The following is a 22,804-nucleotide window of genomic DNA, read 5'->3' on the forward strand; positions in this document are numbered from 1 at the left end:
ACTCCCATGACCGACAGCGACGTCGCAATCTCCATGTTCGAGCGGATCGGCGGCAGCGCCACGATCGACCTGTTGGTCGATCGCTTCTACGAGCGGATGGATACGCTGCCGGAGGCGAAGATCATTCGCGCAATGCATGCGGACGACCTCGGCCTCATCAGGGATGTGCTGAAGCGCTATCTCACCGAATGGACCGGTGGCCCGAAACTGTATTCGGTCGAGAAGGGCCACCCGCGGCTGCGCCAGCGCCACATCGGCTTTGGCATCGGCGATACCGAGCGCGACGCGTGGATGCTCTGCATGCGCGGCGCGCTGGAAGAGACGGTGACGGATAGCGCTGCGCGACAGGATCTCGATCGTGCGATATCGGGCCTCGCCGACTGGATGCGCAACCGGTCGTGATTTTTGCACAGGCGCGTAGCCCGGATGAGCGAAGCGACATCCGGGTCTTCACGATGACTTTCCCGGGTATCGCTTCGCTCACCCGGGCTACAAGAGTTGCGACCGCACCGCCTCCGCGCCCTCGCGCAACAGCGGCAAAAATCGCTCGATCAACTCCTTGGCCGGCACCCGGTCAACATGAGCGCCCATGTTGATGGCGGCGACGATGACATCGTCATAACGACGCACCGGGACCGAGATCGAGCGGAAATGCGGCTCGGCCTCGCGGTCCACCAGCGAATAGTTTTGGGTGCGGTCGGCGGCGATGCGTGCGAGCAGCGCCTTTGCGTCGGTCACCGTCTGCGGCGTCAGCGCCTCGCGCTTCATCGCTTTCAGGCGCGCAGCAAGCTCGGCATCATCGAGCTGCCCGAGCATGGCGCGCCCGACCGAGGTGCAGAACGCCGGAAGCCGATAGCCGATCTCCAATCCGCCTGAGAACATCCGCGTCGGACTGCTGCGTGCGACGAACACGACCTCATCGCCGTCGAGTACCGCGAGCGAGGAGATTTCGTTGGCCGCTGTCGCAACGCGGTCGAGCACCGGCTGCAGGACCGTGACGAGCTGGCTGGAGCGCAGATACGACGCCGCCAGCGTCAGCACATGCGGCGTCAGCGAGAACAGTTTTCCGTCGCCGCTGACGAAGCCGCCGCGCTGGAGCGTGAACAGCATGCGCCGCGCGGTGGCGCGTGGAAGCTCAGCGGCACGGGCGAGATCGCTGAGTGTCAGCGGTCCAGCCGTGGTGCCGAAGCATTGCAACAGGCGCAGCCCGCGATCGAGGCTCTCGACGAAATCCGTCGCGCGTTCGTCGCTCTCGCTTCGCTTCAGCTTGGGCATGGGTGTCGGGATCCTGCAAAATAGTGCTTGCTGCCAGACCAAGGCATGTCATAATTCGCCCATTCGTTCAATAGGCGAACAAACGCCACTCCACAAAGGATGCACTCGCCATGATGAGCCAGGAGCAGAACGACCTGATCACCCGCACCGGTCCAAAGGACCCCTGCGGGAAGCTGATGCGAAGCTACTGGCAGCCGGCGGCGCTGGTGGACGAGCTCGACGGCGATCGTCCGATCCGCCCCGTCAGATTGCTCGGCGAAAATCTGGTGCTATTCCGCGACGAGACCGGACGCTACGGGCTGATCGATCGGCACTGCGCGCATCGCGGCGCCGATCTCGCGTTCGGACGGCTCGAGCATGGCGGCCTGCGCTGCGCCTTCCATGGCTGGCTGTTCGACGCCACCGGGCAATGCATTGAAACCCCGGCGGAGCCGAAGGACTCAAAGCTCTGCCAGAACATTCGTCAGCGCTCTTATCCCGTGGTGGAGAAGAGCGGCATCCTCTGGGCTTATCTCGGCGAGGGTGAGCCGCCGGCCTTTCCGGAGCTCGACTGCTTCGTCGCGCCCGGCACGCACACCTTCGCGTTCAAGGGGCACATGGCCTGCAACTGGCTGCAGGCGCTCGAAGTCGGCATCGATCCCGCGCACGCCTCCTACCTGCATCGCTTCTTCGAGGACGAGGACACGTCCACGGCCTACGGCAAGCAGTTCCGCGGCGCATCGGCAGGCTCCGACCTGCCGATGACGAAGATCTTGCGCGAGTACGACCGTCCGATCATCAATGTCGAGCACACCGAATACGGCCTGCGGCTGATCGCGCTGCGCGAGATCGACGAGGAGCGCACCCATGTGCGCGTCACCAACCAGCTCTTCCCGCACGGTTTCGTCATCCCCATGAGCACGGAGATGACGATCACGCAGTGGCACGTGCCGGTCGACGACGAGAACTGCTACTGGTACGCGATCTTCACGAGCTACGCGAACCCCGTGGACAAGAAGATGATGCGCGACCAGCGGCTCGAGCTCTATGAGCTGCCGGATTACAAATCTCGCAAGAACAGGACCAACGATTACGGTTTCGATCCGCACGAGCAGCAGACGGCGACCTATACCGGCATGGGCACCGACATCAACGTCCACGACCAGTGGGCGGTGGAATCGATGGGCGCGATCCAGGACCGCACCAGGGAGCACCTCGGCACGAGCGACAAGGCGATCGTGCAATACCGCCGCTTGCTGCGGCAGGAGATCGAGAAGGTCGCAGGCGGCGAGAAGCCGATGCTGCATCTCGACGAGGCCACCGCACGTTCGATCCAGGGCCCGGCGACCATGGACGGCATCGGGCCGACACGAGGCTGGGAGATCTACTGGATGGAAGTCGACGTCAAGCGCCGCCGCAGCGCGCCGTGGACGGCGCCGGTGCCGAAGGAGATCGCGGACAACGTGCATCGGCTGACGGCGGCGGAGTAGCACGGAATGCAGGTCCCTCCTTCGTCATTGCGAGCGAAGCGAAGCAATCCAGACTGTTTCCGCGGAGAGTTTCTGGATTGCTTCGCTGCGCTCGCAATGACGGAATCTGTTGCGGCAGTGTCGCGCCTAACGACCAAGGAGCAACCAAAGTGACTTTCGTCGCGCGTCATGCGCTGTGGTCGGATGAGCAGAACGACGCGGCGACACGCATGCGCCGCATCGTGGAGGAGAAGAACCTCGAGGTCATCCGCCTCGCCTTCCCGGACCAGCACGGCATTTTGCGCGGCAAGACCATCGTCGCGGCCGAGGCGATCGCTTCGCTGGAGAGCGGCTGCTCCATCACCACCACCATGCTCGCCAAGGACACCTCGCACCGCACGGTGTTTCCGGTGTTCACGTCGGGCGGCGGCTTCGGCATGAAGGAGATGGAGGGCGCGGCCGACGTGCTGATGATCGCCGATCCCTCCACGTTTCGCGTTTTGCCGTGGGCACCGACCACGGGCTGGGTTCTCTGCGACCTCTATTTCAACGACGGCCGCCCCGTTCCGTTCGCGACGCGCGGGCTCTATCGCAAGGTGCTCGACGAGCTCGCAAGCCGCGGCCACGATTTCGTGGCGGGCCTCGAGGTCGAATTCCACATCTTCAAGCTCGATGATCCGCATATGCGGCCCGAGGACGCTGGCCAGCCCGGCACGCCGCCCTCGGTGAGCCTGCTCAGCCACGGCTATCAATATCTCACCGAGCAGCGCTTCGATCAGATGGAGCCGGTGCTGGAGATCTTGCGGCGTGACATCGTCGCGCTCGGATTGCCGTTGCGCTCGGTCGAGGTCGAATTCGGGCCGAGCCAGTGCGAGTTCACCTTCGCGCCGAAGAAGGGGCTGGAGCCCGCCGACAACATGGTGCTGTTTCGCTCCGCCGTGAAGCAGATCGCGCACCGCCACGGCTATCACGCCACCTTCATGTGCCGACCGAAGCTGCCGAACCTGTTCGCGAGCGGCTGGCATCTGCACCAATCGGTGGTCTCACGCGCGAGCGGCGAGAACCAGTTCATGGCCCAGGAAACGACCAAAGACGGCGACGAGCCGCTCAGCGCGTTCGGCCGCGCCTGGCTTGCGGGCCTGCTCGACCACGCCCGCGCGTCGACCGTGTTCACCACCCCGACCATCAATGGCTACAAGCGCTACCGCTCCTATTCGCTGGCGCCGGACCGCGCAATCTGGGGCCGCGACAATCGCGGCGTGATGATCCGCGTGCTCGGAGCGGCCGGCGATGCCGCCACGCGCCTGGAAAACCGCATCGGCGAGCCCGCCGCCAATCCCTATCTCTACATGGCCTCGCAGATCCTCTCAGGGCTGGACGGCGTCGATCGCAAGCTCGATCCCGGCCCGTCGGCCGACACACCCTACGAAACCAAGGCGCCGCTCTTGCCGAAGTCGTTGCGCGATGCGGTCAGCGCGCTGAAGGACGATCCGTTCTTCCGCGAAAAGCTCGGGCCTGAGTTCGTCGATTATTACACCCACATCAAGAATGCCGAGATCGACCGCTTCCTGTCCGAGGTGACCGACTGGGAGCACCGCGAATATTTCGAGGTGTTTTGACCTGCTCCCTCTGACCTCCTCCCTTGCAGGTGGAGGCGCAGCGGCTCAATGCTCACACCCCCGTGAGGTGACTTCGTCCCACCTGTTCCGGCGACATCAGGTCGCGGTCCGACGAAACCATTTTCGTCACGTGCCGAAAACCGCCGGAAAAACACCGGGGTTAACCTTTGTCGAGTGATCAACAAAGGAGTTCGGTCATGTTGGGTCAATTGTTCAGCCTGATCTATCGCCTGTCCTGCCGGACCACTCTGATCGAAATCGGCGCGCATCGGCTGGCGCGCTGATGGGGCAGTCAGCCGCCAAGAGGTAAGCCGGATTGACCAGATAATGGGGATTTCCATGCGAAAGCTGATCCTGATCGCAGCGCTCTCGCTGTTCGCAACACAAGCCCATGCCGGCGGTCCGCGCAGTCTGAGCCTTGCAGCGACCAGTGCAAACCAACCGGCGGCCGAGCAACCGGCCTCGCCGACAGCCGCACCGCAGACGACGCAAGCCCCGGCGGCAACGCAGCCGGCGAATGTCCAGACGGCAATCACCAGCCCGGCTTCAGCCGCGGCCACCGCGCCGACGCAACCCTCGGCCACACCGGTGACCAGCACGACCGAGACGACCAAGCCGAAGCGCCGCCAGCCGTCCACGGAGGCGCGCGTGATCCGCGAACTGCATCGGCATGGGATTTACTGGTGATTGCCAATGTCGTCCTGGCGAAAGCCAGGACGCATTACCCCGGGGAAGGGGTTTGGCGAAGATTCTTCCTCCGGTACTGATACCGTCCACAATGGACAGACCTCGCGGTATGGGTCCTGGCGTTCGCCAGGACGACACCGGGTGAGCGGCCACGCGTACCGTCCCTCACCTCGCCGCCGCCTCAAATCCCCAGGTATTTGTGCTGCAGATCCGGCTCGGCCATCAGTTCGTCGGAGGTGCCACTCCACACCGTCTTGCCGCGCTCGATGATGGTGTGGCGGTCGCAGATGCGGGCCAGGTGGTCGACGTTCTTGTCGACGACCAGGATCGACTGTCCCCGGCTCTTGAGCAGCGACAGGCAGCTCCAGATCTCTTCGCGGATCAGCGGCGCCAGGCCTTCGGTGGCTTCATCCAGGATGAGGAGCTTCGGGTTGGTCATCAGCGCGCGGCCAATTGCGAGCATCTGCTGCTCGCCGCCGGAGAGCTGGTTGCCCATGTTGGAGGCGCGCTCGGCCAGGCGCGGAAACATCACGTAGATCGCCGCCAGCGTCCAGGGATTGCTGCTGTCGAAACGATCGGCGGCGGCCGCGACCAGGTTTTCGCGCACGGTGAGGTTCGGGAAAATCTGCCGCCCCTCGGGGACGAGGCCGACACCGAGTTGCGCGATCCTGTAGGACGGCTGCGTCCGCACTTCCGAACCCGCAAAGCGGATGCTGCCTGCGCGCGCCGGCGTCAGGCCCATGATGGAGCGGATGGTCGTGGTCTTGCCCATGCCGTTGCGGCCCATCAGCGAGACCATCTCGCCTGATTTGACCGACAGCGACAGGCCGAACAGCACCTGGGACAGGCCATAGCAGGTCTCGATGCCGTCGACCTCGAGCAGCGTGTCACCCATCCCTTTTTCAGCCATGGTGCGTCACCACATGCGCCTCGCCGAGATAGGCGCGCTTGACGTCCTCGTTCGCCCTGATCGCGGCCGGATCGCCGGAGGCGATGACGCGGCCATAGACCAGCACCGAGATACGGTCGGCCAGCGCAAACACCGCCGGCATGTCGTGCTCGACCAGCACGATCGAGACCTCTTTCCGCAGTTCCTGGAGCAGCTGCACCATGCGCTGGGACTCGGTGACGCCGAGGCCGGCCATCGGCTCGTCGAGCAGCAAAAGTTTCGGCTTGCTTGCCAGCGCCACGGCCAGCTCGATCTGGCGACGCTCGCCATGACTGAGCCTGGACACCAGGACATCGGCACGATGGGCGAGACCGACGCGGTCGAGCGCGGCATGCGCGGCATCGCGCAGGCCCTTCTCCTTGCGTGCATCGGCGAAGAAGCGAAACGAGGTGCCGGCATGCGCTTGCGCCGCGAGCGCAACATTGTCGGCGGCGGTGAAATCGAGCAGCAGCGAAGTGATCTGGAACGAACGTGCCAGGCCCAACGCGCAGCGGCGATAGGCCGGCAGATAGGTGATGTCGCGCCCCGCCAGCGAGACGCTGCCGGAATGCGGCTCCAGATGCCCGGTGAGCTGGCTGATCAGCGTGGTCTTGCCGGCGCCGTTCGGGCCGATGATGGCGTGCAGCTCACCCGCCGCGACGTCGAGCGAGACGTTGTCGGTCGCAATGATGCCGCCGAAGCGGCGCACCAGCTTGTCAACGCGGAGCAGCGGCTCAGCCACGTTGGAGCCTCCCGAGCAGGCCCATGATGCCGCCGCGGCCGAACAGCACGATCAGCAGCAGCATCGGGCCCATGATCAGCGCCCAGTATTCGGTGAGCTGCGACAAGAACTCTTCCAGCAGCAAATACACCACGGCGCCGATGACCGGACCGAACAGCGTGCCCATGCCCCCGAGGATCACCATCACCATGAGGTCGCCGGAACGCGTCCAGTACATCGCGGCCGGGCTGACGAAATCGGTGTTGTTGGCGAGCAGCGCGCCGGCAAGGCCGCACATCATGCCCGAGATGACGAAGCAGACCAGCTGGTAGCGTTTCGAGGGAAAGCCGATCGCCTGCATGCGCTGCTCGTTGGAGCGCAGGCCCTGCAGGACGAGGCCGAAGCGCGAATTGGCGATGCGCCAGATCAGGAAGACCACGCCCAATAGGCAGGCGAGGCAGAGATAATAGAACTGCGTGCGGTTCGACAGATTGATCAGCCCGGAGAAGTCGCTGCGCTTGTAGACGGTGAGGCCGTCATCGCCGCCATAACGCGCCAGCCCCGAGGCGACGTAATAGGCCATCTGCGCGAAGGCGAGCGTGATCATGATGAAGTAAACGCCACGCGTGCGAAGCGAGAGCGCGCCGATCACCAGCGCGTAAGTCGCGGACGCCGCGAGCGCGACCGGAAACTGGATGAAGCCGCTTCCCACGCCTTCCTGCGCCAGCATGCCGACCGCGTAACCGCCGATGCCGAGATAGGCGGCGTGGCCAAAGCTCATCATGCCGCCAAAACCCATGATGAGGTTGAGGCTCGCGGCCGCCAGCGCCAGAATGACGATGCGCGTGAACAGCGTCAGGATGAAGATGTTGCCGGAGAGTTGCGAATACAGCGGCAGCAGCACGAGGCCCGCCAGCATCAGGGCCGTGACGGCCTTACTCACAGTGAAAGCCTTCATCGGCGGTTGGCCGGAAACAGCCCCTCCGGACGCACCACCAGCACGATCGCCATCAGCAGATAGATCAGCATGGACGACAACGCGGGCGCGGCGGTGGAGGCCGCGGCGCCGCTCAGCACCTGCCGCAACAAATTGGGCAGGAAAGCGCGGCCGAGCGTGTCGATCATGCCGACAAAGATCGCGGCCAGGAACGCGCCGCGGATCGAACCGATACCGCCGATCACGATGATAACGAAGGCCAGAATCAGGATGTTCTCGCCCATGCCGATCTGCACGGTGAGGATCGGCGCCTGCATCAAGCCGGCAAGGCCGGCGAGCGCGGCACCGAGGCCGAACACCAGGGTGTAGAGCAGCTTGATGTTGATGCCGAGCGCACCGATCATCTCGCGGTTGGAGGCGCCGGCCCGGATCAGCATGCCGATGCGGGTGCGCATCACGCCGAGATAGAGCAGCAGCGCAACCAGCAGCGCCACGACGATGATGGCGAGGCGATAAGCGGGATAGTGAATGCCCGGCAGGATCGGCACCGGCACGGTGAGCCAGGCCGGCAGCGGCAGCGCAAGCCCGGCCGGCCCCCAGATCAGCCGCACGGCTTCATTGAAGAACAGGATCAGGCCGAAGGTCGCGAGCACATGGTCGAGATGGTCGCGTCCATAGAGATGCCGCAGCGCGGTCATCTCGAGCACAATGCCGAGCACGAGCGTCGCGCCGAGCGCCAGCAGCGCGCCGAGCAGGAAGCTGCCGGTCCAGGCTGCGAAGGTCGCGGCGAAATAGGCGCCCATCATGTAGAGCGAGCCGTGCGCGAGGTTGACGAGATCCATGATCCCGAACACCAGCGTCAGGCCGGCGGCGAGCAGGAACAGCAGCAGGCCAAACTGCAATCCGTTCAAGAACTGTTCGACGACGAGCAGCATCAAAACTCTTTCAGGCGCACGCAGGTTCGCGCCGATGTTCGAACACGGTCGCCATCAGTGAAAGAGCTCCCCCTGCCTCTACAAGGCGGAAAAATGGGTAATGGCAGTATCGTTCCGAGGCAAGAGCGATTCGACACCCAACATGCACTTTGTTGCATGCCGATGCATCCGATCGGTCCTGGCCCCTGCAATCGGCCTTGCAAGAAGACTGCCGCGCAGGATGGGTCAACCTGACGCACCCAAAACGGATCACCCTCCCTCCGTTGCCGGAGAGAGGGTGTGAATTCGTCGCAACGTGTAGATGGAGCCGCCTAGTGCGACGTCATCTGCCGGGGAAGGTCATCCGGCTCGGCAAGCACGCTATTGGCCGTCGAGGCCTCCAGCGCCGCCATCCGGAACAGATAGGCGAGCGTCGCCAATCCGGTGTCTTCCGCCATCTGCGCGAGTTCGAGCGCCATGTCGGACATGTAGCCGAGATTTTCGTCCTTGATCTGCGCCATGATCTGGCTGTCCCGCATCATGTTCGACATCTCAGGCGCTCTTTCGTTGCGCGGCAGCGAGGCCGCAGAGGTTGGCACGGGCGACGGCGTCCAGACGCGGGCCGTCCTGTTGCACGATAGAAGGCACACCGATGCGATCATGCAGGGCATCGAGCGTCTCGCGACGAATGTCGATCGTCGCCGCCATGGTCCACGCATTCTCCACCAGAGCCGGTAGGCCGAGCGGGGTCACGACGAAGCCGGCCTCATGAAAGCGCGGCAACCACCAGGTTTCCATGATCGCGCTGACCTGCGCGATCCCCTGACCGAGGCAGAACTCCTGCACCGCCGCCATCAGTTGCAGGTTGAGCGCGCCGTCGCGGCGATCGCGCACGACGAAGTAGCGCGACCATTCCCAGACCAGCGGATCCGAAGGACAGCCGCGAACCGATGCCAGATGCGGAAAGACTTCGCTCATCATCGAAGGCTTGGTGGTCGGGTAGAGCCGGTGACCGCCGATAACACGGCGTCCCTCCAGCGCAAGCAGATAGACTGTGTCCTCGTCGTCATAAGCATCGATCTCGCGACAATCCGGCCTGCGCAGCGTCTCCCAGCGCCGCTCTTCGACGAAGATGTCGTGCCGCAGCCGGAAATGCTGATCGAGTACATCTTCGTAAAGGTGGCGATTTACTGCAGAAATGGCGTGAATCATGAAAGCCCCCATTCGTCCTCAATGGAGGGCACCCTCTGCGAAAAGAGAATGGTTCGATATTGGGAAATTTCCCAGTACGTCGCTTAGGGATTGATGATCTTGTTGCGAATCGCCAGTGCAACCGCATGCGTACGGTTCACGGCTCCGAGCTTGCGCCCGGCGGTCGCGAGATGCTCTTCGGCGGTACGCTGCGTGATGTGCAGTATCTCGCCGATTTCCCAGGCCGATTTGCCCTGTGAGGCCCAGGAGATCACCTCGCGCTCGCGCGGAGTGAGGCGCGTCGAGGGATACGGCGCCGGATCGAGCAGACGGCGAATGTGGTCGAAGCCATACATCGCCATCAGGTGCAATGCCGGCTTGCTGCGGGCGTTGAGATCGAGATGGATGCCGCCGAGCGACACGGCGGCTTCATAGCCGGTGAGCCCGTGGATCGGCACGATGAAGCCGCGCGACATGCGGAAATCGCCGGCGCGGTTCATGACCTCCGCCGCGCCCGGATCGAGTTCGGCATCATAGGGCGCTTCCGACCACTCGAATGGGTTGACCGATTGTCGGCACATCCGCACCACGGGGTCGACGCGGTCGTAGTTGTTCTGGGTGTAGAGGCTGAACCATTCCGCGGGCCAGCGCTTGGCGAGCACCATCTGTGCGAACCGCTGGTCGGGATTCGGCAACCCTGTCACGATGATGGTTTCAAAGCCGAAGCGCCCGAAGGCCCCTTCGAGCGCATTCATAGCGTCCGGAACCCTCCGATAGGCCCCTAGCCCCTCAATGAAGTCGAGCGCTTCCCGGCCATAATCCACGGCGGACATCGGTGCGTTTCCTGACCCTCGCTGTGCGATATAGCACGTCTTTGGGCACTGCCTCAATTCACGGTTTCCGTAGTTTCCCGGTATCCCATTGACCAAGAAGGTTTAATCTACTTGTGGAAGAAGCGACGTCAAGATACACCTACAATGTCTGAAGCGGGGAAACCACGATGGAAGACGAGGACATCGCCCTCAACAGCGTGCTCGGCCTGGAACTCAACCGCGTATTTTTCGCGGTCCGCGAAACGGCAAACAAGCAGAAGATCATCGAGTTCGCGCGCGGGGTGCTGCAAAGCGAGCGCAGCAAGCCAGCAGAGAGCGCCTCGCCGGACGGACCGGCGAGCTAGCACGCAATCGCTGTGAGCGCACGAACGGTCCGTTCGGTGCCATGCCTTCCTCTGAACCGAACAACCGAACGCGAATGTTTCCTTCCTTCTCCCCTTGTGGGAGAAGTGGCATAGGCGGCCTTCGGCCGCCGTTCTTAAAACAAAACGCCGATGCTTCGCATCGGCTATGGCGCCGGATGAGGGGTTGTTTCCACGCGTTCAAATGCGCGAGGCTCGCGCGGGAGAGAACCCCTCACCCGTCTCGCTCTATCGCTGTGATCCACCCTCTCCCACAAAGGGGAGAGGGAAAGGCAGCGCCGCCCACGATTATCTTTTGGATGCCTAGGAAATGATGACGCTGCGCCAGGTTGAAGTGATCCGTGCCGTGATGGTGACGGGCACGATCGGCGGCGCGGCGAAGCTGCTGAACGTTTCGGCGCCGGGCATCAGCCGCCTCGTCAAATACACCGAGCGCTCGCTCGGCATCCGCTTCTTCCAGCGCCAGAACGGACGCTATTTCCCCACCCCGGAAGCCGAGAACATCTTCGAGCAGATCAACGGCGTCTACAAGAAGGTCGACGACCTTTCCGAGATCATCTCCAAGATCGGACGCGGCGGATTGTCGGAATTGCGCATCGGCTCGGTGCCGAGCATTTCGCAAGTCATGGTGCCGCGCGCGATCGAGCGGGTCCGGCGGCGCTATCCGGATCTCGGCATCGACATCAACATCCTCAAGCTCGAGGAAGCCATCGACTACCTCATGCTCGGCCGCGGCGAGTGCGTGGCGATGAGCTACCGCCTGGAGCATTCCGGGCTCGACTTCATGCCGCTCGCCTCAGGCGAGCTCTACTGCATCGTGCCGCCGGGCCACGAGCTCGCCGGCCGCAAGCAGGTCTCCGCCGCCGAGATCACGCGCTATCCGCTGATCGGCATTGATCCCAACGATCCCTACGGGCGGATCATGGCCGAGATCTTCGCGCGCCACCGCCTCGCATACAACATCACCATCCGCGCCCGCTTCGGCACCACGGTCTGCGCGCTGGTGAAGGCGGGGCTCGGCATCGCCGTCATCGACCAGTTCACGGTGGCCCATGGCGGCTATCCCGGCATCGAGCTGATCAAGATCACCGAGCCAACGCGATTCGAGACCTATATCGCGGTGAAGCGCGGCGCGCCGCTGTCGCTTCATGTCGAGTATTTCATCGAGTCCCTGCGCGCGGAGATGCGCGCAGTCGAGCCGTCGCAGGGCAAAGGCAGGGCCGCGGCGGCACGGGGGCGGAAGAGATAACATTATGTTAGGTTTGCAGGACAAAAGGGTAATTGTGTTAGGCCGAGGAAAGACTATCGTTCCTAGGGGAAGCCCCTTGGAACTGGGCGGATTTCCCCGCTAATGGCCGGGACCGAACGCTCCCAACGAGACGATAGCGAACCATGTCAAAGCGCGGACCCGCCGCATCCAAAAAGCTCCTGACCGGCCTGATCGGCGCACCCATCGCGCATTCCGCCTCCCCTGCCATGCATGAGCGCGCCGCGGAGGGGCTTGGCCTGCGCGGACATTATCAGCTCATCGAAGTGGCCGGCGCCGATACGGCCGGGCTCCGGCTGATGCTGGAAGGCGTGCGGCGGCTCGGCTTTGCCGGCGTCAACGTCACCTTTCCCTACAAGGAGGCAGTGGTCCCGCTGCTCGATGAACTGGCACCGGGTGCGGCCGCCATGGGGGCGGTCAACACCGTCGTCGTCAGGAACGGACGGCTGACCGGCCACAACACCGACACGACCGGCTTTGCGCGCGCCGTCGCGCCGCTACTGGCGCCGTCCGGCAACGCGGTGGCCGTGATCGGCACCGGCGGCGTCGGCAAGGCGATCGCCTTTGCGCTGGCGAGCCTTGACGTGACCGACATCCGCATCTTCGACAGCGAGCCGGCACGCGCCGAAAAACTCGCCGCGCTGCTCGTCAAGCAGGGGGGCGCCAGGGTCGCCGCAAGCGTCGAGGATGCGCTCGACGGCGCAACCGGCCTCGTCAACGGCACACCGGTCGGCATGCTGCCGAACCGGGAAACGCCGGTCTCGCCGACGCTGCTGCGTCAAAACCTGTGGGTCGCCGACGCCGTCTACTCACCGCTGATCACGCCGCTGCTGGCGGCCGCCCAAGCCAAGGGCGCGCGGATCATGACCGGCCGGGAGCTTGCGATCTACCAGGCCGCCGACGCTTTCGAACTGTTCACGGGTCTTGCCCCATCGACCGAGATCATGGGAGAGGCATTCGACGAGGTGATGGCGGCACGAAGCTCGGCCTATCACGCAGCGTAACCGAAGCGGCCGGACACAAGGCCGCGCACAACATCAACGAAAAATGGGAGGAGAGACCATGAAATCGACCATTCTGGCCGGCGCCCTGCTTGCCTTCGCGACTGCAACCAGCGTCCACGCCCAGGCGATCAAGCTCGCCGACGTCGCCGAGTTGTCCGGCGGCGGCGCCACCGTCGGCACCAACTGGAAAAACGGCATCGACCTCGCGATCGAGGAGATCAACGCCAAGGGCGGCGTGCTCGGCCGCAAGCTCGAAGTCACTCATGCGGATTCGCAATCCAACCCCGGCGTCGCGCGCGCGCAGGTGCAAAAGGCGCTCGACGCCGAGCCCTATGTGCTGCTCGGACCCGGCTATTCCGGCTCGGTGAAGGTGACCGCGCCGTTGGCGGCCGAAGCCGGCATCGCGCAGATCATGGGCGGCGAAGCCGCCGAGCTGACGCAAGGCGGAAACAAATTCCTGTTCCGCACCTCGTTCGGCCAGCAATCGTCGATGCCGAAGGTCGCCAAATACATTCACGACGACATGAAGGCGAAGTCGGTCGCCGTGGTCTGGGTCAACAACGATTTTGGCCGCGGCGGTCGCGATGTCGTCGTCAAGGAGCTCGACCGGCTCGGCTCCAAGGTGGTCGCCGATCTCTCGACCGAAGCAGGTCAGGCCGATTTCGCCGCCGACGTCGGCAAGATCAAGGCCGCCAATCCCGATGCCGTGTTCGTCTATTTGAACGAGGAAGAGAGCGCACGTATCCTGAAGGAGCTGAAACGTCAGGGCGTCACCGCGCCGCTGATGGGCGAGACCACGCTGATCGGGCAGAAGGTGATCGAGCTCGCGGGCGATGCCGCCAACGGCGCGCGTGGCCATGTCGGTCTCACCACCGATGCGCCGGTCGACCTGATCAAGGCGTTTCGTGACAAGTTCGCGAAGAAGTACAATTACGTGCCTGATCATAACGGCCTGAAAGGCTATCTCGCGGTCTACATGGTGAAGGCCACCACCGACAAGATGGGGAAGGTGGATTCGAAGGCGTTCGCCGACACCCTGCACGGCCTGACCATTAAGGCCGCGGACGAGCCGGGCATCCTGATGGACGTCACCTTCAGCGACACCGGCGACATCGACCGCCAGAGCTTTCTGGTGGAAGTGGTCGAAGGCAAGCAAGTGGTGAAGCAGGTGCTGCCGAAGGTGAAGTGAGGTCTTTGCCTCTCGCCGCGCCTGTCCGCCGAAGGTTTAGCGAAGGCGGATGCGGAGCGAGATCTTTCGTCTCCCTCTCCCCGCCCTTCGCGGGGAGAGGGAGAAAAGGAAGAGCGGGGAGAGCGAGAAGACAGAGCGCGAGCGCCGAGAGGGGAAAATGTCCAATCTGTTCGATCTTCTGGTCGCGGGACTTGCCACCGGCGCGATCTATGCGCTGGTCGCGGTCGGCTTCACGCTGCTGTGGCAGACTTCGCAGACCATCAATTTCGCGCAGGGCGAGTTCGTGATGCTGCCGGCGTTCCTGATGCTGGCGGCGATGCATGCCGGCGCGCCGTTCTGGCTCGCGATCATCCTCGGCATCCTGCTCTCGATGCTCCTGCTCGGCCTCGCCTTCAAGATGCTACTGGTCGATCCGATGCTACGCCACGGCGTGCTGCCGCTCGCGATCGCGACCATGGCGCTCGCGATCGGCCTCAAGGAGGCCGTCAAGCAGTTCTTCAGCGCCGAAGCCTCACCCTTCCCCTCGATCGTGCCGACCGGCGATATCTCCATCCTCGGCCATGCCGTCTCGCTGCAAAGCATCGGCGTTCTCCTCCTCGCCATCCTTGCCGTCTTCGGCTTGACTGCGCTTCTCGACCGCACCTCGCTCGGCCACCAGATGCAGGCGGCGGCGCAGAACCCGACGGTGGCGCGCATCATCGGCGTCCCTGTCGAGCGCATGATTCTCCTGACCTTCCTGATCAACGCGTTCCTGGTCGCGCTCGCCTCGCTGTTGATCACGCCGATCTACCTCGCGAAATTCACGTCCGGCGAGGTACTGGGCCAGGCTGCCTTCATCGCCGCGATCATCGGCGGCTTCAACCAGGTGCGAGGCGCGATCGCAGGCGGCCTCCTGATCGGCGTGCTCGACAATCTCGCAGCCGCCTATGTCTCGACGCAGTATCGCGCCGCCGTGCCGATGATCTTCCTGATCGCCGTCATCCTGTTCCGGCCGCAGGGCCTGCTCGGCCGCGCCGAGGAGCGCACCGTATGAGCGGCTTCGCCAAACCTCTCAAGATCGCGTTCGGCCTCATGGTCATCGCTGCGCTGATCGCAGTCCCCATGAACTTCAACCGCTATGGCCTGTTCATCCTGAGCCAATGGGCGGTGATGGCCATCGCCGCGATGGGCCTCAACCTCACGCTTGGCTATGCGGGCCAGGTCTCGCTGGCGCAGGGCGCCTTCGTCGGCATCGGCGCTTACGCGGCAGCGATCATGACCACGCATGGCTGGCCGCTGCCGGCGGCGATCGTCGTCGCGATCGGCCTGAGCTTCGCGGTCGGCTGGGTGCTCGGCTATCCGGCGCTGCGGGTGCAGCACCACTACCTCGCCTTCGTCACGCTCGCCTTCTCCACGCTGGCCTTCCTGGTGTTTCGCAACGAGAGCTGGCTCACCGGCGGCATCTACGGCATCTCCAACATTCCGCGCCCGCACATCTTCGGCATCGCGACCAACAAGCCGCTGCCGTTCTACTATGTCTGTCTCGGCTCGCTCGCGATCGTGTCGCTTGCAGTGTGGTGGCTGATCCGCTCGCCCTGGGGCCGCGCCTTCATGGCGCTGCGCGAAAACCCGCTGCGGGCGCAGTCGCTGGGCGTCGACACGCGACGCTATACGCTGATGGCGTTCGCGATCGGCTCTGCGCTCGGCGGCGTCGCCGGCGCGCTCTATGCGCCGCTGACGCAATATATCGATCCCGTGCCGTTCAACCTGTCGCTCTCGCTCGACCTCCTGATGATGGTGATCGTCGGCGGCGCCGGCTTCTTCCTGGGTCCGTTCCTCGGCGCGATGATCGCGGTGCTGCTGCCGGAATGGCTGCGCTTCACCGAGGGCTATTATCTGATGCTGTACGCGATCGCGGTGATGGGGCTGCTGATCTGGTCGCCGACCGGCATTTTGGGAATCCTCGACCGCTATCTCGCCGAGCGCCGAACCAAGGCGGCCTCGGCCCAGCGCGCCGTCGCAAAGTCCCGGCTGGAGACAGTGCAATGAGCGCGGTCCTCGAAGTCTCCGACATCAAGAAGAATTTTGGCGGCATCAGCGCCGTCGGCGGCGTCTCTTTCGACGTCCGCGAGGGCGAGATCCTTGGCCTGATCGGACCGAACGGCTGCGGCAAGTCGACCCTGTTCAACTGCATCCTCGGCCAGCTCACGCCGAGCGGCGGCGAGGTCAAGCTCGACGGCAAGGTCGTCACGGGCCTTCGACCCGCCGAGCTCAACAAGCTCGGGGTCAGCCGCACCTTCCAGCTCCTGCAGGTGTTCCCAAAACTCTCGGTGCGCGAGAACCTGATCCTCGCAGGACAGGAGCACCAGGGCAGCATGGCCTCGCGGCTGGTCGGCCGCTCCGATGCCGGCCTGACGGAGGCCGCCAACCAGATGATCGGCTTTTTCAAGCTCGATCATCTTGCCGACGAGCCGGCCGGCGGTTTGTCCTATGGCCAGCAAAAACTACTCGACGCCGCCATGGCCTTCATGGGCGGACCGCGGCTGGTGCTGCTCGACGAGCCCGCCGGCGGCGTCAACCCGTCGATGCTGGCGGACCTGAAGGAGCGGCTGGTCGCGATCAACCGCGAGAAGAACGCCACCTTCGTCGTGATCGAGCACAACATGGAATTCGTGATGTCGCTGTGCTCGCGCGTGATGGTGATGGCGGAAGGCAAAGTGCTGGCAATGGGACGACCCGACGAGGTCCGAAAGAACCCCGCCGTGATCGAAGCCTATCTCGGACATTAGGAGAGCGACCATGAGCGATCCGATCCTCTTGGTTCACAATCTCGTCGGCGGCTACGGCAAGATGACGATCCTGAACGGCACCACCTTCGCCGTGCCGCAGGCCACCATCACCACCATCATCGGCCCGAACGGCGCCGGCAAGTCCACCGTGTTCAAGGCGATCTTCGGCCTGCTCAAGCTGCGCGAGGGCAAAATCAGCTTCGCCGGCCGCGACGTCACCAATCTGAGCCAGCGCGCGCTGCTCAATGCCGGCATCTGCTACGTGCCGCAGGGCCGCAACATCTTTCCCGAGCTGTCGGTGCGCCACAACATCGAGCTCGGCGGCGTTTCCGCCGGCAAGGGCATCGACCTGCAGAGCCGGATCGAGGCCGCGCTCGACCTGTTCCCGGCGCTGCGGCGGAAATCGACGCAGCAGGCCTCCACGCTATCTGGCGGCGAGCAGAAGCAGCTCGAAATCGCCCGCTCGCTGCTGCTCGAGCCGAAGCTCGTGCTGATCGACGAGCCGTCGATCGGCCTGTCGCCGCTGATGGTGCAGCAGACTTTCGACATCCTGAAATCCCTGCGCGACCGCGGCGTCACCATTTTGATGATCGAGCAGAACGCACGCTCGGCGCTGGAGATTTCCGACATCGGCATCGTGCTCGAGCTCGGCCAGACCCGCATGGTCGACGGTGCGAAGCGCATTTTGAATGATCCCCGCATCGGACAATTGTTCCTTGGCGGCGCCATGGAGGACAACGCAGCATGACCAAACGCTCGATCGCAACGGTCTCTCTCTCCGGCGCACTTGACGAAAAGCTCCGCGCCATCGCATCCGCCGGATTCGACGCGGTCGAGATTTTCGAGAACGATCTGCTGTCGTTCGGCTCAGGCCCGCGCGACATCGCAAAGCTCTGCGGGGACCTCAATCTCGAGATTTGCGCGTTTCAGCCGTTCCGCGATTTCGAGGGCATGCCGGAGCCGCAGCGTTCGCGCAACTTTGCCCGCGCCGAACGCAAGTTCGACCTGATGCAGGAGCTCGGCACCGATCTGCTGCTGATCTGCTCCAACGTGTCGCCGGCCGCGCTCGGCGGCATCGACCGCGCCGCAGACGATTTTCGCGAGCTTGGCGAGCGCGCCGCCAAGCGGTCCTTGCGCGTCGGCTACGAGGCATTGGCCTGGGGACGCCACGTCAACGATTACCGCGACGCCTGGGAGATCGTGCGGCGCGCCGACCATCCCGCGATCGGCGTGATCCTCGACAGCTTTCACGCACTGGCCCCCGGCTTTCCGGTCCGCGCGATGGCCTCGATCCCCGGTGACAAGATCTTCCTGGTCCAGCTTGCGGACGCGCCGAAGCTCGAGCTCGACATCTTGTCGTGGAGCCGGCACTTCCGCTCCTTCCCCGGTCAGGGCGACCTGCCGGTCGGCGAGTTCATGGCGGCGATCGCGGCGACGGGCTATGCCGGGCCGCTGTCGCTGGAGATCTTCAACGACCAATTCCGCGCCGGCTCGGCCATACAGACCGCGGTCGACGGCCTGCGTTCGCTGATCCTGCTGGAGGACCAGCTTGCACCGGCTTGGCCAAAGCTCGTCAGCGAACCCTTGGCGCCCAAGCCCAAAAGTGGAGGCACGGGATTCATCGAGTTTGCCGTCAACGAGACCAAGGCCGGCGAACTGGCCCGCCTGCTCGCGCAACTCGGTTTTCGCAAGACCGGCAAGCATCGCAGCAAGGCGGTGGAGCGATGGTCGCAAGGCAAGGTCGAGCTCGTCGTCAACTCCGAGACCGACGGCTTTGCGCATTCGCACTACGTGACGCATGGCCCCGGCGTCTGCGCCATCGCGCTCGACGTCGACAATGCCGGCCTCGTCATGCAGCGCGCCGAGACACTGAAGGCGCGCACCTTCTACCAGCCGGTCGGGCCGGGCGAGCTCGAGATTCCCGCAATTCACGGCGTCGGCGGCAGCCTGCTGTATTTTCTCGACCAAGCCGGCAAGAACTGGAACACGGATTTCGAACCGGTCCCGAGCGACGCCGGCGCGGACGCGCTGCTAGCTGTCGATCACATCGCGCAGTCGATGCCCTACGACGAGATGCTGTCCTGGCTGCTGTTCTACACCGGCATCCTCGATCTCGAGCGGCTGCCGCAGATGGAGATCGCCGATCCCAGAGGCCTCGTGCAAAGCCAGGCCGTCATCAACGGCGACCAGAGCCTGCGCTTCGTGCTCAACGGCTCATCCGCCAACCGCACGCTGCCGGCCCGTTTCATCTCGGAGTTTTTCGGCTCGGGCGTGCAGCACGTTGCATTCTCCTGCCGCGACATCTTTGCGGCGGTCGCGGAAATGCGCAAGCGGGGCGCGGATTTTTTGGATATCCCGGACAATTACTACGATGACATCGAAGCCAAATACGACCTCGCACCCGAGCTGATGGCGCAGCTGCGCGCCAACCACATTCTCTACGACCGCGAAGGCGACGGGGAGTTCTTCCAGGTCTATACCCACATCTTCGACGAGCGGTTTTTCTTCGAGATCGTGGAGCGGCGGGATTATCAGGGGTTTGGTGCGGCCAATGCCGGAATCAGGCTTGCCGCGCAGGCTCGCGAGGTGCGGCCTGTGAGCATGCCGCGGGTGTAGTGGCCGTCATTGCGAGGAGCCCTTGCGACGAAGCAATCCAGAATCCCTCTGTGGAAAGATTCTGGATTGCTTCGCTACGCTCGCAATGACGAGAGAGAGAGAGCTGAGAACCCCTCTCCCCGTAAGGACGGGGAGAGGGAGAAGCAATCAGCTCACTTCATCGCGCATTTGTCGTGGAAACGATCCTGGTCGTTTTCGACGATGGTCGCGACCGTCTTCAGCGAGAGTTGGCCCTCGCCGTCCTTGACCACGTCCTGGAGATAGAAGCTCTGCACCGGGATGTGGTTCTTGCCGTACTTGAAGGGACCGCGCAGCGACTTGAAGTTGGCCTTCTCCATCTCGGCCTTCATCGCGTCCTTCTTGCTGGTGTCGCCCTTCACCGCGACCACCGCGCTGTTGATGAGCTGGGCCGCGTCGTAGGCTTGCGCGCCGTAATAGGTGGGACGCAGGCCGGTGTATTTCTTGCGATAGTCGGCGACGAAGCGCTTGTTCTGCTCGTTGGGCAGATCATTCACCCATTCCTGCGCGCCGGGAACGCCGAGCGCATTCTCCTTCTGCAGCGGCAGCGACAGCTCGTCGACGGTGAAAGCCGTGTAGAGCGGCATCGTGCTCTTCAGCCCGGCCTGCGCATATTGATTGAGGAACTGCACGCCGGCTGCACCCGGATAGAACACGAAGATCGACTCGGCCCCCGAGGCGCGCGCCTTGGACAGCTCGGCGGAGAAGTCGAGCTGGCTCGGCCAGACCGTGTATTCCTCGCCCTTGACCTCTCCCTTGAACGTGCTCTTCACGCCCGCGAGCATGTCCTTGCCGGCGGCATAGTTCGGGCCGATCAGGAACACGCTCTTGACGCCCTTCTGGTTCATGTAGAGGCCCATGGCAGCCGGCGTCTGGTCGTTCTGCCAGGAGGTCGAGAACACGTAGGGCGAACAAAGATCGCCGGCGAGCTGCGACGGGCCGGCATTGGCCGAGATCAGGAAAGTCTGCGAGTCCACCGCGGTCTTCAGCGAGGCCAGCAGCACGTTGGACCAGATATAGCCGACGATGAAGTCGACCTTGTCGGACTGCACCAGCTTCTCGGTCTTCTGCTTGCCGACGTCGGGCTTCTGTCCGTCGTCCTCGTAGATCACCTCGACCGGCTTGCCGTCCATCTTGCGGCCGAGATGATCGAGCGCGAGCTCGAACGAGTTGCGCATGTCATTGCCGATCACGGCGGTCGGGCCGCTGAAGGTCGAAACGAAACCGATCTTGATGGTGTCGCCGGCGGATGCCGGGCCTGCCAGCACCAGCGCCGCTGCGCCCGCCAGCCAGAATGCCGTCCTCATAACCACTCCCCTCCATATTATTATGCCCGGAAGCGGGGTCATTGCCGCCCCGGGTCATCTCTATTGAACGCAAAATCTCTCGCGCCGCCAATGGCTCGGCGCCCGCCCCTGCACCATATTTCGCCCCGATCGGCGATAGCAAGAAATATAATTCTACTCACTTCGGCGGAGCATGCGGCGCTTTTTCGCGGGATAGCGATACACTCGATACCCTTAGCCTATGCGTCCATTGATGACGGCTATTGGACCGCCACGCCCAATCCGCACTTAAATGAGAGAATAGAGCAGCGAGATTCGAGGGCGCAACATGACCACGACACCGCACCGCGTCGTCATTGTCGGAGCCGGCTTCGGCGGGCTGGAGACGACCTACCGGCTCGCCGGCAGCCCGGTCGAGATCACGCTGATCGACCGCCGCAACCATCATTTGTTCCAGCCGCTGCTTTACCAAGTCGCGACCGCCTCGCTCGCGACCAGCGAGATCGCCTGGCCGGTCCGGCATCTGATGCGCGACCGGCGCGACGTGACGACGCTGTTTGCGGCCGTCAGCGGGGTGGATGCCGACAGGCGCTGCGTGCTGATCGACGATGGCAGCGAGGTGCCGTACGACACGCTGGTGCTCGCCACTGGCGCGCGGCACGCTTATTTCGGCCACGACGAATGGGAGCAGTTCGCGCCCGGCCTGAAGACGCTGGAGGACGCGACCACCTTGCGCCGTCATATCCTGGTGGCGTTCGAGCGCGCCGAGCGCGAGACCGATCCGGCCAAACGCGCGGCACGGCTGACTTTCGTCATCGTCGGCGCCGGCCCCACGGGCGTCGAGCTCGCCGGCACCATCGCCGAGATGGCGCACCACACCTTGCCAGCCGACTTCCGCAATATCGACACCAACAAGGCGCGGGTGGTGCTGATCGAGGCGGGTCCGCGCGTGCTCGCAGGCTTTCCCGATGATCTCTCGGCCTATGCGCAGGCCTCGCTGGAGAAAATCGGCGTCGAGGTCGTGCTGGGACAGGCCGTCACTGAGATCGACCGCGACGGCGTGGTGTTCGGCGGCGAGCGGCTCGATGCCAAAACCAAGATCTGGGCCGCCGGCGTCCGTGCCTCGCCCGCCGCGGAATGGCTGGGCGCACCGGCCGATCGCGCCGGACGCGTCCAAGTGGAAGCCGATCTCACCATCCCCGGTCATCCAGAAATCTTTGCGATCGGCGACACCGTTTTGATCAACGCCTGGGACGGCAAGCCGGTGCCCGGCATCGCGCCGGCCGCCAAGCAGCAGGGCCGTCACGTGGCCGAGACCATCAAGGCCCGGCTGCGCCAGGAGCCGACCGGGCCGTTCCGCTACAAACACTCCGGCAGCCTCGCGCAGATCGGCAAGCGGCTCGCGGTGATCGATTTCGGCCGCATCAAGCTGCGCGGCACCATCGCGTGGTGGATCTGGGGCATCGCCCACATCTACTTCCTGATCGGCTTGCGCCACCGCCTCAGCGTCGCGCTGAGCTGGCTCTGGATCTACGCCCGCGACCAGCGCGCCGCGCGGCTGATTACGCAGGGAAGCAGCAAGGTGGTGTAGCTTTTTCTTCCTTCTCCCCTTGCGGGAAAAGGTGGCGCGAAGCGCCGGATGAGGGGTCTGTCTCAGCGCGCTCGAAAGAGAATGACTCGCGGAGAGAACCCCTCACCCGGCTTCGCTTTGCGAAGCCACCCTCTCCCACAGATGGAGAGG

General features: G+C 64.0%; 23 protein-coding genes. 14 read left to right on the top strand and 9 right to left on the bottom strand.

What is annotated here, in order from left to right; genetic code table 11:
• The first annotated feature begins 6 nt into the window (after nucleotides 1–6).
• On the top strand, nucleotides 7–402 hold the full coding sequence (locus ABIB90_RS02910) for a group II truncated hemoglobin (RefSeq protein ID WP_219679028.1): 396 nt from the start codon (nucleotides 7–9) through the stop codon (nucleotides 400–402).
• 87 nt (nucleotides 403–489) lie between these two features.
• On the opposite strand, the gene ABIB90_RS02915 is transcribed toward ABIB90_RS02910, so the two are convergent.
• Nucleotides 490–1,275, bottom strand: coding sequence for an IclR family transcriptional regulator domain-containing protein (locus ABIB90_RS02915; RefSeq protein WP_354200155.1), 786 nt, complete (start codon nucleotides 1,273–1,275; stop codon nucleotides 490–492).
• A 110-nt stretch (nucleotides 1,276–1,385) separates the two neighbouring features.
• On the opposite strand from ABIB90_RS02915, the gene ABIB90_RS02920 reads away from it, so the two are divergent.
• From ABIB90_RS02920 to ABIB90_RS02930, 3 genes are all read left to right on the top strand, one after another.
• Nucleotides 1,386–2,744 carry an aromatic ring-hydroxylating dioxygenase subunit alpha gene (locus ABIB90_RS02920; RefSeq protein WP_354200156.1) on the top strand — a complete coding sequence of 453 codons (1,359 nt, stop codon included), beginning with the start codon at nucleotides 1,386–1,388 and terminating at the stop codon, nucleotides 2,742–2,744.
• Between the two features lie 149 nt (nucleotides 2,745–2,893).
• Complete coding sequence (locus tag ABIB90_RS02925; protein ID WP_354200157.1) at nucleotides 2,894–4,342, top strand: glutamine synthetase family protein; 1,449 nt, start codon at nucleotides 2,894–2,896, stop codon at nucleotides 4,340–4,342.
• 339 nt (nucleotides 4,343–4,681) lie between these two features.
• Nucleotides 4,682–5,029, top strand: a complete 348-nt coding sequence (locus tag ABIB90_RS02930; RefSeq protein WP_354200158.1) for a hypothetical protein — start codon at nucleotides 4,682–4,684, stop codon at nucleotides 5,027–5,029.
• A 181-nt stretch (nucleotides 5,030–5,210) separates the two neighbouring features.
• On the opposite strand, the gene ABIB90_RS02935 is transcribed toward ABIB90_RS02930, so the two are convergent.
• The 7 genes from ABIB90_RS02935 to ABIB90_RS02965 all read right to left on the bottom strand — a co-directional run bounded on the left by ABIB90_RS02935 (nucleotide 5,211) and on the right by ABIB90_RS02965 (nucleotide 10,553).
• Nucleotides 5,211–5,939, bottom strand: coding sequence for an ABC transporter ATP-binding protein (locus tag ABIB90_RS02935; protein ID WP_354127024.1), 729 nt, complete (start codon nucleotides 5,937–5,939; stop codon nucleotides 5,211–5,213).
• Nucleotides 5,932–6,699 carry an ABC transporter ATP-binding protein gene (locus tag ABIB90_RS02940; RefSeq protein WP_354127025.1) on the bottom strand — a complete coding sequence of 256 codons (768 nt, stop codon included), beginning with the start codon at nucleotides 6,697–6,699 and terminating at the stop codon, nucleotides 5,932–5,934. Before ABIB90_RS02940 ends, ABIB90_RS02935 begins: the two co-directional genes overlap by 8 nt.
• Nucleotides 6,692–7,636: a branched-chain amino acid ABC transporter permease gene (locus ABIB90_RS02945; RefSeq protein ID WP_354127026.1), complete on the bottom strand. Its 945-nt coding sequence runs from the start codon at nucleotides 7,634–7,636 to the stop codon at nucleotides 6,692–6,694. Before ABIB90_RS02945 ends, ABIB90_RS02940 begins: the two co-directional genes overlap by 8 nt.
• A complete protein-coding gene (locus ABIB90_RS02950; protein WP_007615745.1) occupies nucleotides 7,633–8,550 on the bottom strand; it encodes a branched-chain amino acid ABC transporter permease in 918 nt (305 codons plus the stop codon). Before ABIB90_RS02950 ends, ABIB90_RS02945 begins: the two co-directional genes overlap by 4 nt.
• A gap of 311 nt (nucleotides 8,551–8,861) precedes the next feature.
• The gene (locus ABIB90_RS02955) at nucleotides 8,862–9,080 is read right to left on the bottom strand and encodes a hypothetical protein (RefSeq protein ID WP_027514447.1); all 219 of its coding nucleotides are present in this window, start codon (nucleotides 9,078–9,080) and stop codon (nucleotides 8,862–8,864) included.
• Nucleotide 9,081: 1 nt separating this feature from the next.
• A complete protein-coding gene (locus ABIB90_RS02960; protein WP_354200159.1) occupies nucleotides 9,082–9,741 on the bottom strand; it encodes an acyl-homoserine-lactone synthase in 660 nt (219 codons plus the stop codon).
• A gap of 83 nt (nucleotides 9,742–9,824) precedes the next feature.
• Nucleotides 9,825–10,553: a helix-turn-helix transcriptional regulator gene (locus ABIB90_RS02965; protein WP_007597931.1), complete on the bottom strand. Its 729-nt coding sequence runs from the start codon at nucleotides 10,551–10,553 to the stop codon at nucleotides 9,825–9,827.
• A gap of 167 nt (nucleotides 10,554–10,720) precedes the next feature.
• On the opposite strand from ABIB90_RS02965, the gene ABIB90_RS02970 reads away from it, so the two are divergent.
• The 9 genes from ABIB90_RS02970 to ABIB90_RS03010 all read left to right on the top strand — a co-directional run bounded on the left by ABIB90_RS02970 (nucleotide 10,721) and on the right by ABIB90_RS03010 (nucleotide 19,759).
• Nucleotides 10,721–10,897: a hypothetical protein gene (locus ABIB90_RS02970; RefSeq protein ID WP_007597932.1), complete on the top strand. Its 177-nt coding sequence runs from the start codon at nucleotides 10,721–10,723 to the stop codon at nucleotides 10,895–10,897.
• 328 nt (nucleotides 10,898–11,225) lie between these two features.
• A complete protein-coding gene (locus ABIB90_RS02975) occupies nucleotides 11,226–12,164 on the top strand; it encodes a LysR family transcriptional regulator (protein WP_219679008.1) in 939 nt (312 codons plus the stop codon).
• Nucleotides 12,165–12,307: 143 nt separating this feature from the next.
• Nucleotides 12,308–13,186: a shikimate dehydrogenase gene (locus ABIB90_RS02980; protein ID WP_007597935.1), complete on the top strand. Its 879-nt coding sequence runs from the start codon at nucleotides 12,308–12,310 to the stop codon at nucleotides 13,184–13,186.
• 58 nt (nucleotides 13,187–13,244) lie between these two features.
• Nucleotides 13,245–14,375 (top strand): ABC transporter substrate-binding protein, encoded by a 1,131-nt coding sequence (locus ABIB90_RS02985; RefSeq protein ID WP_007597937.1) that lies wholly within the window; start codon nucleotides 13,245–13,247, stop codon nucleotides 14,373–14,375.
• Nucleotides 14,376–14,532: 157 nt separating this feature from the next.
• Nucleotides 14,533–15,408 carry a branched-chain amino acid ABC transporter permease gene (locus tag ABIB90_RS02990; protein ID WP_354127029.1) on the top strand — a complete coding sequence of 292 codons (876 nt, stop codon included), beginning with the start codon at nucleotides 14,533–14,535 and terminating at the stop codon, nucleotides 15,406–15,408.
• Nucleotides 15,405–16,403, top strand: coding sequence for a branched-chain amino acid ABC transporter permease (locus ABIB90_RS02995; RefSeq protein WP_354200160.1), 999 nt, complete (start codon nucleotides 15,405–15,407; stop codon nucleotides 16,401–16,403). Before ABIB90_RS02990 ends, ABIB90_RS02995 begins: the two co-directional genes overlap by 4 nt.
• Entirely contained in the window at nucleotides 16,400–17,143 is a 744-nt protein-coding gene (locus tag ABIB90_RS03000) for an ABC transporter ATP-binding protein (protein WP_219678996.1), read from the top strand. The genes ABIB90_RS02995 and ABIB90_RS03000 overlap by 4 nt, the downstream gene beginning before the upstream one ends.
• Before the next feature lie 10 nt (nucleotides 17,144–17,153).
• Nucleotides 17,154–17,891 carry an ABC transporter ATP-binding protein gene (locus ABIB90_RS03005; RefSeq protein ID WP_007597945.1) on the top strand — a complete coding sequence of 246 codons (738 nt, stop codon included), beginning with the start codon at nucleotides 17,154–17,156 and terminating at the stop codon, nucleotides 17,889–17,891.
• Nucleotides 17,888–19,759, top strand: coding sequence for a bifunctional sugar phosphate isomerase/epimerase/4-hydroxyphenylpyruvate dioxygenase family protein (locus ABIB90_RS03010; RefSeq protein WP_354200161.1), 1,872 nt, complete (start codon nucleotides 17,888–17,890; stop codon nucleotides 19,757–19,759). Before ABIB90_RS03005 ends, ABIB90_RS03010 begins: the two co-directional genes overlap by 4 nt.
• 152 nt (nucleotides 19,760–19,911) lie before the next feature.
• Here ABIB90_RS03010 and ABIB90_RS03015 read toward each other — a convergent pair whose 3' ends face one another.
• Entirely contained in the window at nucleotides 19,912–21,084 is a 1,173-nt protein-coding gene (locus tag ABIB90_RS03015; protein WP_007597947.1) for an ABC transporter substrate-binding protein, read from the bottom strand.
• Nucleotides 21,085–21,391: 307 nt separating this feature from the next.
• Between ABIB90_RS03015 and ABIB90_RS03020 the strand changes: the two genes are divergently transcribed.
• Nucleotides 21,392–22,654, top strand: a complete 1,263-nt coding sequence (locus tag ABIB90_RS03020) for an NAD(P)/FAD-dependent oxidoreductase (RefSeq protein WP_007597949.1) — start codon at nucleotides 21,392–21,394, stop codon at nucleotides 22,652–22,654.
• Nucleotides 22,655–22,804: the final 150 nt, after the last annotated feature.

The sequence above is a fragment of the Bradyrhizobium sp. JR4.1 genome, assembly GCF_040548605.1.
Taxonomy (GTDB): domain Bacteria; phylum Pseudomonadota; class Alphaproteobacteria; order Rhizobiales; family Xanthobacteraceae; genus Bradyrhizobium; species Bradyrhizobium canariense.

Coding starts and splice junctions, on each gene's coding strand:
- ABIB90_RS02980 (WP_007597935.1), top strand. CDS start 12,308: ATGTCAAAGCGCGGACCCGCCGCATCCAAAAAGCTCCTGACCGGCCTG.
- ABIB90_RS03005 (WP_007597945.1), top strand. CDS start 17,154: ATGAGCGATCCGATCCTCTTGGTTCACAATCTCGTCGGCGGCTACGGC.
- ABIB90_RS02950 (WP_007615745.1), bottom strand. CDS start 8,550: ATGCTGCTCGTCGTCGAACAGTTCTTGAACGGATTGCAGTTTGGCCTG.
- ABIB90_RS03000 (WP_219678996.1), top strand. CDS start 16,400: ATGAGCGCGGTCCTCGAAGTCTCCGACATCAAGAAGAATTTTGGCGGC.
- ABIB90_RS03015 (WP_007597947.1), bottom strand. CDS start 21,084: ATGAGGACGGCATTCTGGCTGGCGGGCGCAGCGGCGCTGGTGCTGGCA.
- ABIB90_RS02965 (WP_007597931.1), bottom strand. CDS start 10,553: ATGTCCGCCGTGGATTATGGCCGGGAAGCGCTCGACTTCATTGAGGGG.
- ABIB90_RS02995 (WP_354200160.1), top strand. CDS start 15,405: ATGAGCGGCTTCGCCAAACCTCTCAAGATCGCGTTCGGCCTCATGGTC.
- ABIB90_RS02955 (WP_027514447.1), bottom strand. CDS start 9,080: ATGTCGAACATGATGCGGGACAGCCAGATCATGGCGCAGATCAAGGAC.
- ABIB90_RS02975 (WP_219679008.1), top strand. CDS start 11,226: ATGATGACGCTGCGCCAGGTTGAAGTGATCCGTGCCGTGATGGTGACG.
- ABIB90_RS03010 (WP_354200161.1), top strand. CDS start 17,888: ATGACCAAACGCTCGATCGCAACGGTCTCTCTCTCCGGCGCACTTGAC.
- ABIB90_RS02945 (WP_354127026.1), bottom strand. CDS start 7,636: ATGAAGGCTTTCACTGTGAGTAAGGCCGTCACGGCCCTGATGCTGGCG.
- ABIB90_RS02960 (WP_354200159.1), bottom strand. CDS start 9,741: ATGATTCACGCCATTTCTGCAGTAAATCGCCACCTTTACGAAGATGTA.
- ABIB90_RS02970 (WP_007597932.1), top strand. CDS start 10,721: ATGGAAGACGAGGACATCGCCCTCAACAGCGTGCTCGGCCTGGAACTC.
- ABIB90_RS02990 (WP_354127029.1), top strand. CDS start 14,533: ATGTCCAATCTGTTCGATCTTCTGGTCGCGGGACTTGCCACCGGCGCG.
- ABIB90_RS02920 (WP_354200156.1), top strand. CDS start 1,386: ATGATGAGCCAGGAGCAGAACGACCTGATCACCCGCACCGGTCCAAAG.
- ABIB90_RS02935 (WP_354127024.1), bottom strand. CDS start 5,939: ATGGCTGAAAAAGGGATGGGTGACACGCTGCTCGAGGTCGACGGCATC.
- ABIB90_RS03020 (WP_007597949.1), top strand. CDS start 21,392: ATGACCACGACACCGCACCGCGTCGTCATTGTCGGAGCCGGCTTCGGC.
- ABIB90_RS02930 (WP_354200158.1), top strand. CDS start 4,682: ATGCGAAAGCTGATCCTGATCGCAGCGCTCTCGCTGTTCGCAACACAA.
- ABIB90_RS02985 (WP_007597937.1), top strand. CDS start 13,245: ATGAAATCGACCATTCTGGCCGGCGCCCTGCTTGCCTTCGCGACTGCA.
- ABIB90_RS02915 (WP_354200155.1), bottom strand. CDS start 1,275: ATGCCCAAGCTGAAGCGAAGCGAGAGCGACGAACGCGCGACGGATTTC.
- ABIB90_RS02910 (WP_219679028.1), top strand. CDS start 7: ATGACCGACAGCGACGTCGCAATCTCCATGTTCGAGCGGATCGGCGGC.